The organism is Paenibacillus sacheonensis (assembly GCF_009909195.1).
Lineage (GTDB): Bacteria > Bacillota > Bacilli > Paenibacillales > Paenibacillaceae > Paenibacillus_Z > Paenibacillus_Z sacheonensis.
In genome coordinates this window covers 358,594-374,051 of record NZ_JAAAMU010000004.1, presented here as the reverse complement: position 1 = coordinate 374,051, position 15,458 = coordinate 358,594, and the positions used below count along the sequence as shown (strand labels likewise).

The window sequence follows — 15,458 nt, the reverse complement described above, 5'->3', positions numbered from 1 at the left end:
CACTCTGCCTTGCTGCGCTGCAGAAGATTATTTACGTTCAGGCGGCTTCTTCTCCGGTGTCGTCAGATCGGAAAGCTCGAGATGCTGTGACTTCAGCGCGCCTTCGAAGTTCTTGTCGAGCGATTTCTGGTAGGCTTCGAGGAATTGATCCACCGTCTTCTTGCCCGAGAAATATTCCTGCGCCAAGCTGACCCATTCGCGAACGGAAGGCTGGAAGTCGGCTACGCCGCGGGATACCGCGCCCATCGCGTTGCCTTTCTCGGAGTTGCCGAGCAGCGTCAGGTTATCGAATTTCTCTTGAATCTTCGGATCGACCTGTACGCCTTTGAGGATCGGCGGCCCGGAGATGCCTTGGCCGTCTTTCAGCGTCGCGTCCAGGTATACGCTGTAGCCCGGAGCGCTTGCATAGAATTTCATGAAGTCCATGACCAGATCGTTATGCGCTTGATCCTTCTTCACGACCGACAGGAAGCCGATCGGCACTTCGATCGTGCGAACGGGAGCGTCCACGTTCGGTCCTTCCATCTTCGGCATCGGGAAGACGCCGTATTCGAATGCAGGGAGCGCCGTTTTGCTGCCGCCGTTCTTCTCGCTGTCCGTCAGATCCTTGTCGAACGAGGTGATCAGCCAAGCGCCGTCAAGCCGCATAGCCGCTTTCTGGCTCAGGAAGAGCGGGTAAGCTTTCTTCGTGCCGAAGAAGCCGTTCTCCACGTATTCCGGAATGAGCTTCTTGAAATTCGTGTACATTTCTTTGTAATCGTCATTGGTAACGTTCAGCGTATGATCCTGAATGGCTTTCCATTGACGGAGCGGATTCTTGTTAACCAGTGCATCGTCGTCGTTATGCGGATCGGCGATGTTCTCCTGCCAAGTGCCGTCGACCTCTTCGTCGTAGCAGAAATCGCCAGGCTGGCAGCGAACGTCCTTGAACTTGCTGCGCAGGTAGGAATCCGCGTAAATCCGCATCAGCCAGCCGACCGAACCGGACCAGAAGCTGTCATAGTCGCCTTCGAGCGCGATCGGAATATAGCCGGCCGCTTTGATTTTCTTGGAAACCTCGACCAGTTCATCCCACGTCGTAGGCGGCGTAACGCCGACCTTCTCGAAAATCGACTTGTTATAGAACCAGGCTACTTGGACCGTCTCCAAGTTCAAGTTGTAATAATCGCCTGTCGTAATGTCCTTGCTTTGCGTGGCGAAATCTTTGAAATCATCGATCCACACGTTATTGGTGTACGGATTAAGCTGCTGCAGGTAGGAGTTGTATCCGAGGAATTTCGTCTTGATGAGATCGGCAACGACGTTGCCGTTAACGATATCAGGGGTCGGCGTTGCCGACGTCAGCTGGGCGCGAAGCCAATCCGCGTAGCCGTCAGGCTTCAGGTCGACATTGATTTTCACTTTCGGATTCTTGGCCGTATAGGCAGCCGCAACGGCGTTCCATCCGGCTTTGTTCGTGCTGCTGACGTTGATGTTGATCTCGCCCTGCCATTCGGCGGCCGGCTCCGCAGGTTCGTTACCCGAACCATTATTCGCAGCCGCGTCATTATTAGCGGTGTCGTTAGTGGTATCGGCCGGCGTAGTGCTGTTGTTCGTGGCGGTATTCGCATTGCTGTTTGCGTCGTTTGTCGTCGTTGTGTTTGCGTTGTTGGAGTTATTGCCGCCGCATGCATAAAGCAGCGTTGCCATTAGGCAAAAGACCAACACCATCGAAAGCTTTCGAATCCTTCTCTTTGGCATGTTTTCACCTCATCGTGGATTGTCGACCAAACTTGTATACGCTTACAAAAACAGTAATACGATCATGCTTTCCGACACTTCTACAGCATCCCTCGCTTCCATGACGTTCCCCTTGACGATTGGTGTAAGTCTTTGTCGTTTCGTGTAATAAGTATACTGATTTTCAGGAAAACCATACAATCAATATACCTAATGATTAAAGTATACTGTATAACCCGAAAAAAGCAACCCATATTTTAGTGGATCGCCTGCGTCCGCACTGCCTCGCACGACAAAAAAAGCGCGCTGCGAGATAAGCAGCGCGCTTTAGGAACCGTTACTTCTAAGCCGTATGAAGAGCGGGCCGATCGGTCCGACCACCCTAGACCGCGGGCTTCCTCGCTGCGAACGTTACGCAATCCGATGCCAGCTTGACAGGCCTTCCCTGGCGGTCGATCTCGAATACGAGCGGTTTCACCGTTCGGAGCAAGAACTCCCACCCGGCATACTGTTCATCGAGCAGTCGGAGCATTTCCGCCGTCGGCAGATTGACTTCAAACAACGGATCGAGCATTTCGCCGGTATCCGCCGCCGTTTCGGTCGATCCCGTACCGATGATGAGGCAATTAATGCCTCCCGGCTTCGTACCGCGCGTTATTTCGGCAAGCTTATCCCGAAGCGCCTTCTGCGAGCAGACATGCTCCAGCGCGGATACGGCGACGATGTAGTCGAAGTTCTCCGGCTCGACTCTATAATCCTCGATGCTCGCGTGGATGGGCCGAATATAGGATTCCACACCGTACTGCCTGCTATATACGGCAAGGCTCGCCATAGCGGATTCCAGCAGATCCACGCATACGACGCTGCCCCGCCGGTCTAGCAAGGATTGCGCGATCGGGATGCTATTGCGGCCGATGCCGCATCCCAGGTCGAGCACTCGCAATTCATCGTAACCCTCGAATTCGGCCAGCAGCTCCATTACAGTACGTACAGGCTTATGCAGCCAGGATCCGGGTTCAAATAACTTATGCCGCGAGTAACACGCATCATGATAGCGCTTCTCCTGCGCTCGAATATAAGCAATACGCTCCATCGCTTTTCCTGCCTTCGAATTAGGGGATGAATTGTTGATACGCGGCAATGTCCAGCCTGCATCAGCTATAAGCTGGATGGATCATGGCTTGAAGGATCTTGGCTCGTTGGTTCGATAATTGAAGGCGTTCGGCTTGAAGAAGAGCTTCCGGTTCCGCTGCTTTCATTCGCTCTCATGGATGTAATAACCTCGTTCTGCGCATGAATGAATGCGCATAACTCCGCCATCTGCTTCCTCATCTCCTGCTGTTCGCGCTGGATGCTGCTGCTCATGGTCTGCAATTCGGTAAACATCGAGCCGATTACGGAGCCGTCGATGGCCGAACGGATGATCCAGTTGAGCAGAAAGCAGCCAAAGAAAACGCTCAACAGCCAAATCACGAAGACCCACATCCTGAATCCCCTCCTTCATTCCGATCCGTTACTCCGCCGCTTCGAGAACGCCGGCAAGCCCCGTCCCCGCTTCGCTGCCGTTGCTGTCGAACGTTGGATCCACGGTCCATTTCCTTGCCATCACGAGCACGTCCTCTTCGTCCGGCAGCGAAGGATCTTCGGCATCGGATTCGGCGAAAGCCAGATTCGCCTCGCGCTCGGCGGGACTAAGGCCGCCCTGGTCGAGAATGGTCTCTCCCCGCTCGCCGATGTACGCGTAACCGCGGACGATAGCGCCTTGCTGCGCCTTTATCCAAGCGTAATAGCCGATGATGCGGTGGGAAGCGAAATAACAGGCTTCGCCGAAAGCAAGGCTGAGCTGCTCCAGCACTTGAATCGGACCCCTCTCCTCCGATCCGCCAAGATCCGGCATATACGGATTCACGACCAGCGTCCACCCCTGAACGGGCGGCGAGACATAGTAGTAGCCGGCCTCGGCGCCGGCCATCCCCGTCCGCCAGTTCGCTCGCCGCAGCTGCCCGAGACGCAGGGCATCTGCCACCACCCGCGTATCTGTCGTTCGTACTGCGAACCATTGGGTTTTGTAGCCGAATGGCCTCGGCATGTCGGGCGCATCCTCGAAGCTTACGGGATAGAGCGGGAATCCCTGCGGCTTGGTTTTCGTCAATCGTTTGTTTTTCCGTTGGTTTCTCCATAGCCAGCCAATCAGCATGATGAACATGAGGAATGGAACGAAGGCTGCGACTAAAGGACTCATGGTTGAAGGTCTCCTCTGTTAGCTGATCCGTTTGATGAAATAGTAATGCCGGTGTTCTAACGGGGCATTGTCGATGACCGCCAATTCGGCATAGCCGTGTTTCTTATAAAAATCCGGCGCCTGAAACGAGAAGGTGTTCAGTTTGATGAAGCTGCACTGCTTCTCGCGCGCGATGCGCTCGATCTCTTCCAGCAGCGCCGTACCGTGCCCTTCGCGCCGGCAATTCTCGTCTACCCATAGAATATGGACTTCGATCCATTGCCAGCAGTACTCGCTTAGCAATCCGCCGACGATTGTGCCTTCCGCATCCCGTTGAATGAGATGAATCTCTTCGTAACGGTCTCGAATCGACTCCGGCAGCCGGCTTGCGTTATAGGCGATGAGCTGATTACGCACATAGGCGCTCTCCTCCTGGGAACGCGCGGGTTCCGGCTTTCGCTGTGCATTCGTCATGCTCTACCCTCGCCCTCTCTTAGTCTCCTAGGTCTCCCAAATGCGGTCCAGCTTGTCCGCATAGAAGCCGATTGCCTTGCGGTAGGCCAGTATTCCTTCATCACCGCTCGTCTCGGCGACCAGATGCAGCAGAATTTGCATGGATGCCGCATGCTCCTTCAAGTTGTACAGTACCATGGCATAGAAAGCTTGAAATCCCCGCCGATCGGGATACGCCTCGATCGCCGCTTCCAATACCTCTCTCGCCTGTTCGTAACGGCCTAATGTACGAAGCGTGCTGCCAAGTCCGAGCATGGCGCCCTGCCGCGCTTCGCCCGCAAGTCCCAACCGAAGCGCTTTCTCATAATAAGGAACCGCTTCCCGCTCCAATTCCATCATGTCATGCACCCATGCATAGTGATACCAGACTTCCGGATTGTCCGGCTCCATGTCGATCAAGGAACGAAGTGCCGTACGCGCTTCCTCCAACCGGCCTTGTTCTCGAAGCGCGACAGCCTCTGACAGTGCGGTCATGTCGGCAGCCCCCGTCCCTTCGAAGATCCGGAACGAAGACCGCAGGATCGATCAAACATCCGAAGCTCCGGCCTTCCAGCCGATTTTCTGGCTCCATTTGCTCGCGCTGCGCAGGATATCCCAAATATACGGCTCCTTCTCCTCCGTATAACGATCGCGATCATGGCGAAGCGACTTTGCCAGCGAATGCTTGACGGCTGCGTAACGTTTGGCCTCGTGCGCATGGGTACGCACGTAATCCCTGAACAGAAGCGATACCTGTTCGGTGAAGCTTCCAAGCTCCCGGACATGAATATGCGTTCTTCGCATGCCTTCGGCTTCCCTGAAATATCGCTTCGTTAGATCCGGATTGTCTTCCCGCTGCGCATAACCAAGCGCTGCCAAGGGATCCGAAATGGCATGCAGTTCATTGAACGTTGCGATGGAAATCTGAATATCGATGACGGGCTTGGCATCCAAGCCAACGATGGAGGTCGAACCGACATGATCGATTCGCAGCGCCTTCTCGCCCAGCGCCTGCCTAAGCGATGCGCCGATCTGCGCGAACTCGGCTTGCCAATTCGAATCATAGGGAACGATGACAACCTGTTCTTTCATGATTTTATCCTCCTTAGGGCCGCATGCAATACGCAGACGGCCGTGTACAATAACGCCATTGCCGCCGTACTTAGTAAATAACCTGCCCAGCCGAAATGCACGACCAAGAAGTAACTATCGCGATATTGAAAATCTCCTGGGTCATGCTGCAGCACGGTTTGAATGCCGAGGAGCGCCAGATAGGCAATCCCGGGAAATAGGACCGCTATCGCTGCTCCAGCGGATATCGTGCGCCAGCGCTTTTTCATCCTTCTTCCCCTCTCAACCGCTCCGCTCCGAATCTTCCATTCGACACGTATAGCCGAGGAGAAAGAGTTCGGCCAAATCATAGCGGCCGCCTTCTTGAAATCTTCGCACGGCCTCCTCGATCTCGACCGTCTCCACGCGCGTCACCTGCTCGCCATCTTCCGGATTAAGGGGGGACCCGACGATCTCCACTTCGCCATACCCGACCAGCCGCCGGAAATAAGGATGCGGGATATAAGGCCGATACGGCGCCGATGCGCTGGACTCGCAATGGAATGAGCCGAAGATCCGATAATGGATCAGCGCTGCCCCCAGCTCCTCCATCAGTTCGCGCTTCAAGCCGTCCAAGTAATGTTCGCCAGCCTCAAGCGTACCACCGGGAAGCTCCCACCGCCCGTTGTCTACCTGCATCATGACGACCTGGCTGCCGACGAACGGGATCATACTGACATTGCTGACGAGGGATTCGTCGCCAGCCTCCTCGTGCAGGGTAAATCGCCCGATCACGGGCCCCCAATCCACGGGCGAAGCCAAGGTCGCGTAGCGATTACGATCTAATTGTCTCATCTTGATCCTCCTTGGGCGCGCCAGTCCTTATGCGCGAATACTTCCGCCGTTCGGCCGTACGCGATCATTTGCGGTGCAGGGTTCATCGGACCGATCCCTTCCACTTCAGAGATCAATGCCCATCTGAATCGTGATGACCATGCCTCTGCCTTCGAATGGGATGATTTTCAGGTCATACGGTTTAAAGCCGCGTTTATGATAAAACGCCAGCCCGCGCGCGTTCGTTTGATGACACGAGAGCACCAGACGCCGCGCGCCGAACCTCGTTCGGGCGTTTTGCTTCATCGTCTCGATCAGGCGGTCCGCCGCGCCCGTGCCGCGATATTCAGGCGCAACGACGACGTTGCCGAGCCAGCATTGCTCCTCGCTGCAATCGTAGAGATTGGCGTAGCCCGCGACGGATTCCGTCGATTCATCGACAACGACGGTAGGCGCATGTCGATCTTCAAGCTTCCGTACGATCTGTTCTGCCGTGAGCGGATAAACAAACCTCGGCCCCATATAGAACAATTCGTCCGCCGATTGCGGGAACGAAGCGATCGTCTCCAGATCATCGTCCCTTAAGGCCCGCTGCGAGAACATCCCCATGCCTCCCTTCCAGCATTCCGCCGTTTCCTGCCTCACGCCTTAACGAAGATGGCGGATCGGTTTTTCAAGCCCGTACAGGTCATCCTCGAGTTGAGCCGCTCGATCCTGAATGGCTTTCCTGGCATCCGCGAGGGCTTGATTATACGCATAGGGCCCAAGTTCCTTCAGCATAAAATCGATCAACGCCTCCGCGCCGATCGATCCGATCGATTCGGAACGTTCCTCCTCGAAATACGCTTGAACGCTCTGAATGAGGTTTTCCTTTTCTTCCCTGGGCAGCTTCAAATTCAACATGATCTTTCTCCTCCGTTTCGTTCGGACATGGCTAAGGGCCGACGTTCGAGTTCGTATCCCGCTTCTCCCAGTCTTCGTTCGCTTCGTGCATCTTGCGCATCGACGCGCCGGCGTAACGTCGAATAACGCCCTCGAAGAAACTGACATAGAGAAGAATCAGCAATCCAACCGCGATCAGCCATATACCGGCCGTATGAGCCCCGGCTCCGCCCGTCTTGCGAAGCGCTTCTTGAAATACCGACGAACGCCACTCGGTAACCAAAGGCAAATAGTGAACGGCTGCATTTGTCGATGAAATATACAACGCAATCCCGCCAAACATCATCAATCCACCGGTAATCAACCGTTTCATAGCATCCACCTCGAACTCTTCCATCTCTCGATTCGTACTCTCCTATTATAGCGGCATTCTAAATATTGGAAAATAAGAAGAATGGAGTAAATCTCAGTCTCCCTGCTTCCGCTCCGGCCTTCCCCTCCGCAGCCACAGCCGATTCCCCGCATACACGAGCAGCAGGAAGGCTGCATACACCGCGACGGCCGCCAGCAGCGACCGACGATCGCCCGATATCCGGCCGCCGATAAAAGCGAATACGAACATCGCCGGCAGTTTGCCGAGCAGCGAGCCTGCAGCATAGACCGGGAACGGAATCGCCACCGCAGCCGCGTAGGCATTCACCGCCGGCTGCGAGACGATCGGTATCAGCCGCGCCAGCAGGATCGATCGAAACGGATACCGCTCGACCAGGGCCGTCCAGCGTTCCGTCACCCGATAGCGCCGAAGCAGCGCGCGCGCCCGGTCACGCAGCATGTAGCGAAACAGCGCGTACATAAGCAGCGCCGCCAGCCATGCGCCGGCCAAACTTATCAGCGCGCCCGCAAGCGGTCCGTACAGATATCCCATCGTGCCGATCACGACGCTGAACGGAATAACGGGCACGCAGGCTAACACGGTCACGCAGAGCAGCAGAATCTCCGGCGAGACGTCGCCCGACCGCAGCCAATCCAGCAGCTCGGTCTTATTCGTCCACACAGCGACAAGCATAACGAGATATACGGGAAGCGGCAGCCATCGCCGCCAAGCTTTCTTGACCTTGCTTGAGTTGCCTCCTTGGTCCATGGTCCAGCATCAGCCTCAATCGTCATTCGACATCCTCTATTCGCTTTCGAATAGAACCTATGAATCCATTATAACGTTTTGCTCCGCATGGAAGAAGCGGCGTTAGGATGACAATGAGAACGAAAACGGTCTTGGGGAGGCACAAGCAAAAAAGGACGAAGCAGCCCATACTGCCTCGTCCTTAATCGGTTATAATGTCTTGCGCATGTTCACATGCGGAATGCCCGCATCCAGGAACGGCTCGCCCGGCTCCGTCTCATAGCCAAGCTTATGATAGAAGCCCTCCGCCGTACACTGCGCGCCGAGTATGGATGCCGTATATCCGGCTTCCTTCGCATCGGCTTCCATGGCGGCGATCAGCTTCCGTCCCACGCCGGTACCCCGGTAAGGAAGCAGGACGGCGATTCGCTGCAGCTTTGCAATGCCCGGCTCGTATTCCTTCCATCTGCCAGCAGCAATGGCTTTGCCATTATCCTTGACCACGAAATGATGGCAGGCGGCAGGCGAATCGTCGTATTCGTCCCGCTCCAAATCCGCAGGCACCTTCTGTTCGTCGACGAACACGGTAAAACGAACGGCAATCGCTTCTTCCAGCAAGTCTTGCGATGTAACGCGTATATAGTCCACTTCAATAACCTCTTTCTCTTTCTCGTCGAATCACGTACGTTCGTTCGGTTGCAAATCCGCGGAATCGGCTGCGGTACCATAATAAGCCTCGACCGGCCCTTGCAGGAACGGCCCTGCGCTTCCCAGCGCAAAGATGTGCAGTTCGTGCATGGCTCGGGTGCACACGGTGTAGAACAATCGACGTTCGCTTTCTTTGCCGTAGCCGGTCTGCGAGCCCGAAGCGTCGTAGATGAGCACCGCATCGAACTCGACGCCTTTGGCGAGATAGGACGGAATGACGACGATCCCCGGCTCGAACGTCGAGGTTTCCGATTCGACGAGCCGGATCGGTCCGACGCCGAGAAGCGCTTCATGCACCATCAAGCTTTGCGCGGCCGTTTTGCAAATGACGGCGATCGTGCGGTTCCCTTGCTCCGCGAGCGAAAGCAGCCGTTCTCGAATGGAGCGGTGCAGATCATCGCGGTCTTGGGCGACCGTCAGGATCGGCTTCATCCCATCGCGGTTGAAAGGCTCGATTCCCTCGCCGCCCGGAATGAGCATGCTCGTGAACTCCACGATCGGACGCGTGGAACGGTAGCTTTGCCTGAGCACGATGGTTTCCGATTCCGATGCCGGGAATAACGCTGCAAGCGCCGCGAAGCCGGTATCGGAATCGTTATTAACCGCATGCGCCTGTATCGACTGATTCAGATCGCCGAGCGCCGTGATGCGGCTGAACGGGAACAATCGCTGCATATACGCGAACTGGAACGCCGTATAGTCCTGCGCTTCGTCGACGATCACATGCCTCACGGACGTATTCGTCTGGAAACCGCGAATCCGCTCCACGACATAGAGGAACGGCGTCGCATCCTCGTAAGCCATTTTCTTCAGCAGCAGGCGGTCGATCGTATCCTTGCAGATCGTCTCCCACTTCTCGGGAAGCTCGATCCCTGCATGCGCGGCCGCGGCCGCCGCCATTTCCGAATCCAAGAAGAGCTTGAGGAACGTCGAGCGGACGTCGACGAAGGTCAGTTTCTTGATCCGCGATCGTATCGGTCTCACTGCCTCCAGGACGATATACTGGCCCAGCAGCTCGCGCTCCCGGTCGAAATCGTCGAAGGAATCGTCTTTCAGCTTTCGGTTCTGACGCTTCAGCGTCTGGTAGGCTTTCAGATACGTATCCTTATCCAGCAGCTCCACAGCTTCGTCGACCCAGGCTTCCTTCAGCGCACTCTTCTGACGCTCTTTCAACCGTCCGAGCAGCCATTCCGCCGTCAAGCGCATCCGGTTCGGTACCGCGATGGAGCGATCGAGCCCGTAGAAGTAAGAACGGATATCCTCGCCGGACATCAGCAGCTCATCCCGGAACCGCACGTCTCTGAAAATGATTCCGTATGACGCCAAGACGCCGAGATACCCGTCGATCAGCCGAACGAAACCCGTCGTCGCTTTGTAACGAATTCCCGCCATTCTGGATTCATAGCCAGGCTCTTTCTCCGCCCTGAGCGCGTATTCGAGCTGCGCATACGGATTTTCCAGCTTGAAGGAATGGCCGAGCCGGGCCGCCAAGTAATCCTGGAACGTCGTTTGCTGCATGTTTTCCTCGCCGAGCTCCGGGAGCACGGTGGATACGTAGCTGTTGAACATCGGATTAGGCGAGAACAAGACGATCTGATCGGCGCTCAGCGTTCCGCGAAAGCGGTATAACAAATACGCGACGCGCTGCAGCGCCGCTGAGGTTTTGCCGCTTCCCGCGGCCCCCTGCACCAGCAATAGCCGGCTTCGTTCATTGCGGATGATCCGGTTCTGCTCCCGCTGGATCGTGCCGACGATGCTGCGCATCTGCGCATCCGAGTGCCTGCCCAGCACCTCCTGCAGCAGCTCGTCGCCAATGGTCACGCCCGTGTCGAATAAGCTGACGATTTCGCCGTCGCGTATGACGAATTGCCGCTTTAGCAGCAGCTCGCCTTGTATGAGTCCGGCCGGCGTCCGCAATTGAGCGGGCCCTGGCGGATAGTCGTAATACAAGCTGGCAATCGGCGCCCGCCAATCGTAAATCAAATACGCCTCGTCCGCACTATCGCGCAGGGAAGCGATGCCGAGGTAAACTTGATCCGCTGCCGTTTCGCCGTTCTCCATAAAATCGATGCGGCCGAAATACGGCGACGATTTCAGCTTTCGCAGCGTTTTCAGCTGCCTGGCGGCATGGCGATGCGTGCGCTCCCGTTCGGACAAGACTTCCGCCTGCTGTTTCAAGCTCGCGAACGACTCGGCCATTTCGACCGAATCCTCGAAATTGACAGTGACGTCATCCCAGAAGTTTTTGCGGATATCGACCATCTCCGAGTACATGTCGGACGTCTGCAGCTCAAGGCCCGCGATGCGTGTCTCGACCTGCCCCACGACGAGATCCACGCGCTCCTGCTCGGCTGTCCATTCGGATTCTTTCTCGCTCACCTGCAACACCCTTTCCTATATCCTCGCTCGAAATTCGTTATGTATACATACGACTCCCCTTCATCCTTCGTGCATGACGAAGGACGGAAGGGGAGCCGGGATCCGCTATGCTATGCCTTGACTTTTGCGCTGCCGAAGCTGACCGCGGCTTTTTTCGCTTCCTCGATTGCCTTGGCTTTGATAGCGTCCGCTTTATCCGGCGCCGCCGCGTGGCCCTCGGCGAATATGCCGCTGAAATCGGTGATGCCGAAGAACGACATAATGCTCGCTAAATGGCGGTGACCGGATTCAATGCCGACGGCAGGACCTTCAGAATATATACCGCCGCGCGCTTGAATATGAATCGCCGACTTGTCCGGCAGCAGCCCGACCGGGCCTTCCGACGTATATTTGAAGGTTTTGCCGGCGACGCAGATGGAATCGATATAGGCCTTCATGATCGGCGGATAGGAAAAGTTCCACATCGGCGTGACGAACACGTATTTGTCGCCGGCGACGAATTCATCGACGAGCTCGTTCAGCCGGCTTACTTTCTGCTGTTCCCCGGATGATAATTCCGTAAATTGGCTGCCGCCCCGAAGCTTGCCCCAGCCGCTGAACACGTCGGCGTCGATATGCGGAATATTCATGTTATACAGGTCCAAATGCTTGATTTCATCCTGAGGATGAGAATCGCGGTAAGCATCGATGAACGCTTGTCCTACAGCCATGCTAATGGACACTTGATGATCATGCGGATGCGCGGTAATGTACAATAATTTCGCCATATTTGATGCGATCCCTGCCTCTGCAATAGAATGACTGACACGCTCCATAGGTTGTTCCGCAAGGAAGTGAACCATGTAGCGGGGAAGCGCATGCCAGGACGAGTTTTATTGGCGGCAATGCCTTTTATTAACCGAATCCAATGGCGGCATGATACATAACGAACGCGCGAAGGACGCAAAATAGCTATAACGATCGGACAGCGAACCGGAATTCGCCGTCTTCATGTTATAGCATAGTCCAGCGCGCAATTCCAGCGCCGACGCGCAATGCGCTTGCGAGGCCGGGCTATCAGCGATCGATTTCGGCACCGGCCTGCCCGGCCGCCAAGTTCGGCAGCGCGACGGTGATCGTCGTTCCTGCGCCCAGCTTGCTTCTTGCGGTTAACTGCCCGCCGTGCATATCCACGATGACTTTGACGATCGACAGTCCAAGCCCGCTTCCGTTCTCCCGCCTGCTGCGCGATTTATCCGCTTTGAAGAAACGCTCGAAGATATGCGGCAGATCCTCCTCCGCGATTCCGATGCCGTTATCCGATACGACAACGACTGCCCCTTCCGGCATACGCTTGACCTCGACCGAAACGCTTCCGCCCACGTCCGTGAACTTCAAGCTGTTGGCGATCAAATTCATCCAAACCTGCGAGAGCAGCTCCTCGTCGCCGTTTAACTGCACGCGCTCCTCGAGATGAACGTCCATCAAGATGTCCTTCTCCGTCCAGATCGGCTCGAGCGCGAGAATCGTGGAGCGCAGCTGATGATCCAGCCGGTAAGACTTCGGATGGAGGCTCTGCTGATCTGCCTCGAGCGTCGTCAGCTTCATCAGATTGTCGCTCAGCTTCGACAGCCGAACGCTCTCCGATTCGATGATGCCGGCATAATGCTGCCGCTGCTGCTCCTCCAGTCCATCCTGCTGAAGCGCGCGGGCGAACCCCCGAATCGAAGTCAGCGGCGATTGGATTTCGTGCGAGACGTTCGAGATGAACGCTTGGCGCATCTGCTCCATCTGATTCAGCTCCATGGCCATATCGTTGATGCTGGTCGCCAGCTCTCCGAAATGCCCGTGCATCCGCTCCGGTTTGTCGATCATGACCGTGAAATCTCCCTTGGACATCTTCCGAATGGCCGAAATGTAGACGTAGACGCCGCCCCTCTCCCGCCACGGTCGTCCGATGAGCAGCATGAGAATGAACATGAGCAGGAACCCGAAGAAGACGGTCATGACCTGCTGCCAGAAGCCTTGATACAGGCTCGGCGCTTTCTCTTCCAGGAAAATCGCATGCCGCTCGCCTCCGACCGTAATCGGAACCCCGGCGACTGCCGTGCCTTCGGAGAACGGATATTTTCGATAAACATGCTTTACTTCGGAGCCGCCGAGCACCTGCTCTTTATCTTGTTCGGTGAGCTTGCTGACCGTCTTCGTTTCGCCGGCCGGCGCAATAACCACCGGTTTGCCGTCCGCCGTCGCGAACGTCACGGTATAGCGGCGTTCCTTCGACAAGGCCTGAAGCATCTTCGTCAATTCCGCCGTTTCCGGCTTCCCTTCATAGGCGGACGCAATCAAGCGCCCGTCCAGCAGCTGCCGTTCCGTCACCGGCGTATGTCCTTTTTTCTCGTGAACGACACCGACGACCGTATAAGAAACGCTAAAACAAAAATACGTCATCAGATTCATCAGAAGCATGCCTGCGATGATCTTCAGCGTCTGCAGCCAAAGCGCAGGCTTCTTGCTCGATGCGTTCGCGTCACGGCCGCGGTTGTTTCCCTGGTCCTTTCGGTCCTTGCGGTCCTTGCGATTGCTTTTATGGTTGGAGGGGCTGTCGTTGTCGCCGCTATGATTACCGTTGACATGACCATGGCCGCGATCCCCGTCGTTGCGTCTATGTGCCCGGTCGGCCCTATTCCGCTTGCTATTGGGAGGCTCGTTCATCGATCAGACCTCCAGCCGGTAACCGAGGCCGCGAATCGTTTGGATGCGCAGCCCGCTCCGCTCCTCGGGAAACTTCTCCCGTACCCGTTTGATATGCACGTCGACGGTGCGTTCGTCGCCTTCGTAATCGAACCCCCACAGCTGCTCGATCAATTGTTCGCGGGAAAACGTTTTGCCCGGATAGCTGGCCAGCTTGAAGAGCAGCTCGAACTCCTTCAGGGGAAGCGACATGGATTCCCCGTCCAAGCTAACCCCGTAGGTTTCCCGGTTCAGCAGCACGTTGCCGGCCTGTACGCTCTGCGAGGTCGCGATCCGGTAACGCTTCAGCAGCGCTCTAACCCGCGCCACCAGTTCGAGCGGTTCGAACGGCTTGACGAGATAGTCGTCCGCCCCGAGATCGAAGCCTTTGATTTTCTGGCTCGTCTCGCTCTTGGCCGTCAGCATCAGCACCGGAAGCTCGGTATCCCGGCGAAGCTCCCTGCAGAGCTCCCAGCCGTCCATGTTCGGCATCATCACGTCGAGAATAACTAGCTGCGCCGGCGTATGCTCTAGGACGCGCAGGGCGTCCTCGCCGTCTTCCGCCTCTAGGATATGAAAGCCTTCGCGCGTCAGAAACAGCCGCACGAGCTCACGAATATGCGGATCGTCATCCACGACCAATATCGTTGTCACTGCCATGCTCTCCACCTCGAATCCTTTGACCGCCCGCTTCTCGCGGACGTTATACCAGCTACTATAGAATCGTTACGTGAACGGAATATGAACAGCCCCGTCCTGCATCCAAGGTCAGGCGTAGGCTCGAAGCACGGCTCCGTTCGGATGGTCGTCTTCCAGAAGACGAAGCGTCTCGGCTGCAACCCGTTCGGGCGACTGCAGCTTGCCCTGCTCGAAGCTCTCCGCGAAGAAGCGCTGCAGCGGAAATTCGGCCGCATCTCTGGTTCTGGCCGTCGTTTGCATCCGCGTATCCGTCATTCCCGGGTCCAAGGCATACGCGAAGACCGGATACGGCCGCTCCCGCTGCTCGTCGGCAATGCAGCGCGTCAGCATGTTCAGCGCCGCCTTGCTGCTGCAATACAGGCTCATCGACGGTGCGGAATGGACGGCCAAGCCCGACGTGACGTTTACGATGCGTTTGGCGATCGGAAGCCGCTGCGCATGCCGGACGAACGCGCCGCATAGAATCATCGGGGCGGTCAGGCTGGTCTGCAGATGCGCCGACATAGCCGCTGCGGCCAGCGTTTCGATCGGACCGAGCGGCTCGAGCATCGCCGCATTGTTGATGAGCAGCAGTTCTTCGCCCGCGCCGGCGGCAAGGTCGCGGAACAATCGATCGGCAGTAGCTTCCCGTATGCGCAGCGT

Annotated in this window: 19 protein-coding genes; all 19 read right to left on the bottom strand. The window is 56.4% G+C overall.

The genetic code is table 11. The features are described 5' to 3' along the window. Positions 1-27: 27 nt before the first annotated feature. A complete protein-coding gene (locus tag GT003_RS09825) occupies positions 28-1,740 on the bottom strand; it encodes an ABC transporter substrate-binding protein (protein WP_161696956.1) in 1,713 nt (570 codons plus the stop codon). 361 nt (positions 1,741-2,101) lie between these two features. Then, the gene (locus GT003_RS09820; RefSeq protein ID WP_161696954.1) at positions 2,102-2,812 is read right to left on the bottom strand and encodes a class I SAM-dependent methyltransferase; all 711 of its coding nucleotides are present in this window, start codon (positions 2,810-2,812) and stop codon (positions 2,102-2,104) included. A gap of 162 nt (positions 2,813-2,974) precedes the next feature. Next, positions 2,975-3,223: a hypothetical protein gene (locus GT003_RS09815; protein ID WP_161696952.1), complete on the bottom strand. Its 249-nt coding sequence runs from the start codon at positions 3,221-3,223 to the stop codon at positions 2,975-2,977. 9 nt (positions 3,224-3,232) lie between these two features. Continuing rightward, positions 3,233-3,961 carry a hypothetical protein gene (locus GT003_RS09810; RefSeq protein ID WP_161696950.1) on the bottom strand — a complete coding sequence of 243 codons (729 nt, stop codon included), beginning with the start codon at positions 3,959-3,961 and terminating at the stop codon, positions 3,233-3,235. An 18-nt stretch (positions 3,962-3,979) separates the two neighbouring features. Continuing rightward, the gene (locus GT003_RS09805) at positions 3,980-4,414 is read right to left on the bottom strand and encodes a GNAT family N-acetyltransferase (protein ID WP_161696948.1); all 435 of its coding nucleotides are present in this window, start codon (positions 4,412-4,414) and stop codon (positions 3,980-3,982) included. 27 nt (positions 4,415-4,441) lie between these two features. Then, positions 4,442-4,927 carry a tetratricopeptide repeat protein gene (locus tag GT003_RS09800; protein WP_161696946.1) on the bottom strand — a complete coding sequence of 162 codons (486 nt, stop codon included), beginning with the start codon at positions 4,925-4,927 and terminating at the stop codon, positions 4,442-4,444. A gap of 51 nt (positions 4,928-4,978) precedes the next feature. Next, entirely contained in the window at positions 4,979-5,524 is a 546-nt protein-coding gene (locus GT003_RS09795; RefSeq protein ID WP_161696944.1) for a GrpB family protein, read from the bottom strand. Continuing rightward, on the bottom strand, positions 5,521-5,772 hold the full coding sequence (locus GT003_RS09790) for a hypothetical protein (RefSeq protein ID WP_161696942.1): 252 nt from the start codon (positions 5,770-5,772) through the stop codon (positions 5,521-5,523). Before GT003_RS09790 ends, GT003_RS09795 begins: the two co-directional genes overlap by 4 nt. Before the next feature lie 13 nt (positions 5,773-5,785). After that, complete coding sequence (locus GT003_RS09785) at positions 5,786-6,337, bottom strand: NUDIX hydrolase (protein WP_161696940.1); 552 nt, start codon at positions 6,335-6,337, stop codon at positions 5,786-5,788. Positions 6,338-6,442: 105 nt separating this feature from the next. Then, positions 6,443-6,919: a GNAT family N-acetyltransferase gene (locus GT003_RS09780; RefSeq protein ID WP_161696938.1), complete on the bottom strand. Its 477-nt coding sequence runs from the start codon at positions 6,917-6,919 to the stop codon at positions 6,443-6,445. 45 nt (positions 6,920-6,964) lie between these two features. Further along, entirely contained in the window at positions 6,965-7,219 is a 255-nt protein-coding gene (locus GT003_RS09775; protein ID WP_161696936.1) for a DUF2164 domain-containing protein, read from the bottom strand. Between the two features lie 31 nt (positions 7,220-7,250). Next, positions 7,251-7,571 carry a hypothetical protein gene (locus GT003_RS09770; RefSeq protein ID WP_161696934.1) on the bottom strand — a complete coding sequence of 107 codons (321 nt, stop codon included), beginning with the start codon at positions 7,569-7,571 and terminating at the stop codon, positions 7,251-7,253. 93 nt (positions 7,572-7,664) lie between these two features. Continuing rightward, on the bottom strand, positions 7,665-8,339 hold the full coding sequence (locus GT003_RS09765) for a TVP38/TMEM64 family protein (protein ID WP_161696932.1): 675 nt from the start codon (positions 8,337-8,339) through the stop codon (positions 7,665-7,667). A 189-nt stretch (positions 8,340-8,528) separates the two neighbouring features. After that, positions 8,529-8,966: a GNAT family N-acetyltransferase gene (locus tag GT003_RS09760; RefSeq protein WP_420831426.1), complete on the bottom strand. Its 438-nt coding sequence runs from the start codon at positions 8,964-8,966 to the stop codon at positions 8,529-8,531. A 30-nt stretch (positions 8,967-8,996) separates the two neighbouring features. After that, complete coding sequence (gene helD, locus GT003_RS09755; RefSeq protein WP_338045883.1) at positions 8,997-11,405, bottom strand: RNA polymerase recycling motor HelD; 2,409 nt, start codon at positions 11,403-11,405, stop codon at positions 8,997-8,999. A 110-nt stretch (positions 11,406-11,515) separates the two neighbouring features. Continuing rightward, positions 11,516-12,172, bottom strand: coding sequence for an FMN-dependent NADH-azoreductase (locus GT003_RS09750; RefSeq protein ID WP_161696930.1), 657 nt, complete (start codon positions 12,170-12,172; stop codon positions 11,516-11,518). Positions 12,173-12,461: 289 nt separating this feature from the next. Continuing rightward, entirely contained in the window at positions 12,462-14,099 is a 1,638-nt protein-coding gene (locus tag GT003_RS32465) for a HAMP domain-containing sensor histidine kinase (RefSeq protein WP_239565743.1), read from the bottom strand. Between the two features lie 3 nt (positions 14,100-14,102). Then, positions 14,103-14,771, bottom strand: a complete 669-nt coding sequence (locus GT003_RS09740) for a response regulator (RefSeq protein WP_161697315.1) — start codon at positions 14,769-14,771, stop codon at positions 14,103-14,105. Positions 14,772-14,885: 114 nt separating this feature from the next. Continuing rightward, on the bottom strand, positions 14,886-15,449 hold the full coding sequence (locus tag GT003_RS09735) for an SDR family NAD(P)-dependent oxidoreductase (protein ID WP_338045890.1): 564 nt from the start codon (positions 15,447-15,449) through the stop codon (positions 14,886-14,888). Positions 15,450-15,458: the final 9 nt, after the last annotated feature.

What these genes read in the sequence shown, in the direction of transcription:
- GT003_RS32465 (WP_239565743.1), bottom strand. Translation starts at nt 14,099, where the DNA reads ATGAACGAGCCTCCCAATAGCAAGCGGAATAGGGCCGACCGGGCACAT.
- GT003_RS09750 (WP_161696930.1), bottom strand. Translation starts at nt 12,172, where the DNA reads ATGGCGAAATTATTGTACATTACCGCGCATCCGCATGATCATCAAGTG.
- GT003_RS09765 (WP_161696932.1), bottom strand. Translation starts at nt 8,339, where the DNA reads ATGGACCAAGGAGGCAACTCAAGCAAGGTCAAGAAAGCTTGGCGGCGA.
- GT003_RS09770 (WP_161696934.1), bottom strand. Translation starts at nt 7,571, where the DNA reads ATGAAACGGTTGATTACCGGTGGATTGATGATGTTTGGCGGGATTGCG.
- GT003_RS09785 (WP_161696940.1), bottom strand. Translation starts at nt 6,337, where the DNA reads ATGAGACAATTAGATCGTAATCGCTACGCGACCTTGGCTTCGCCCGTG.
- GT003_RS09805 (WP_161696948.1), bottom strand. Translation starts at nt 4,414, where the DNA reads ATGACGAATGCACAGCGAAAGCCGGAACCCGCGCGTTCCCAGGAGGAG.
- GT003_RS09810 (WP_161696950.1), bottom strand. Translation starts at nt 3,961, where the DNA reads ATGAGTCCTTTAGTCGCAGCCTTCGTTCCATTCCTCATGTTCATCATG.
- GT003_RS09780 (WP_161696938.1), bottom strand. Translation starts at nt 6,919, where the DNA reads ATGTTCTCGCAGCGGGCCTTAAGGGACGATGATCTGGAGACGATCGCT.
- GT003_RS09795 (WP_161696944.1), bottom strand. Translation starts at nt 5,524, where the DNA reads ATGAAAGAACAGGTTGTCATCGTTCCCTATGATTCGAATTGGCAAGCC.
- GT003_RS09820 (WP_161696954.1), bottom strand. Translation starts at nt 2,812, where the DNA reads ATGGAGCGTATTGCTTATATTCGAGCGCAGGAGAAGCGCTATCATGAT.
- GT003_RS09790 (WP_161696942.1), bottom strand. Translation starts at nt 5,772, where the DNA reads ATGAAAAAGCGCTGGCGCACGATATCCGCTGGAGCAGCGATAGCGGTC.
- GT003_RS09775 (WP_161696936.1), bottom strand. Translation starts at nt 7,219, where the DNA reads ATGTTGAATTTGAAGCTGCCCAGGGAAGAAAAGGAAAACCTCATTCAG.
- GT003_RS09800 (WP_161696946.1), bottom strand. Translation starts at nt 4,927, where the DNA reads ATGACCGCACTGTCAGAGGCTGTCGCGCTTCGAGAACAAGGCCGGTTG.
- GT003_RS09815 (WP_161696952.1), bottom strand. Translation starts at nt 3,223, where the DNA reads ATGAAGGAGGGGATTCAGGATGTGGGTCTTCGTGATTTGGCTGTTGAG.
- GT003_RS09825 (WP_161696956.1), bottom strand. Translation starts at nt 1,740, where the DNA reads ATGCCAAAGAGAAGGATTCGAAAGCTTTCGATGGTGTTGGTCTTTTGC.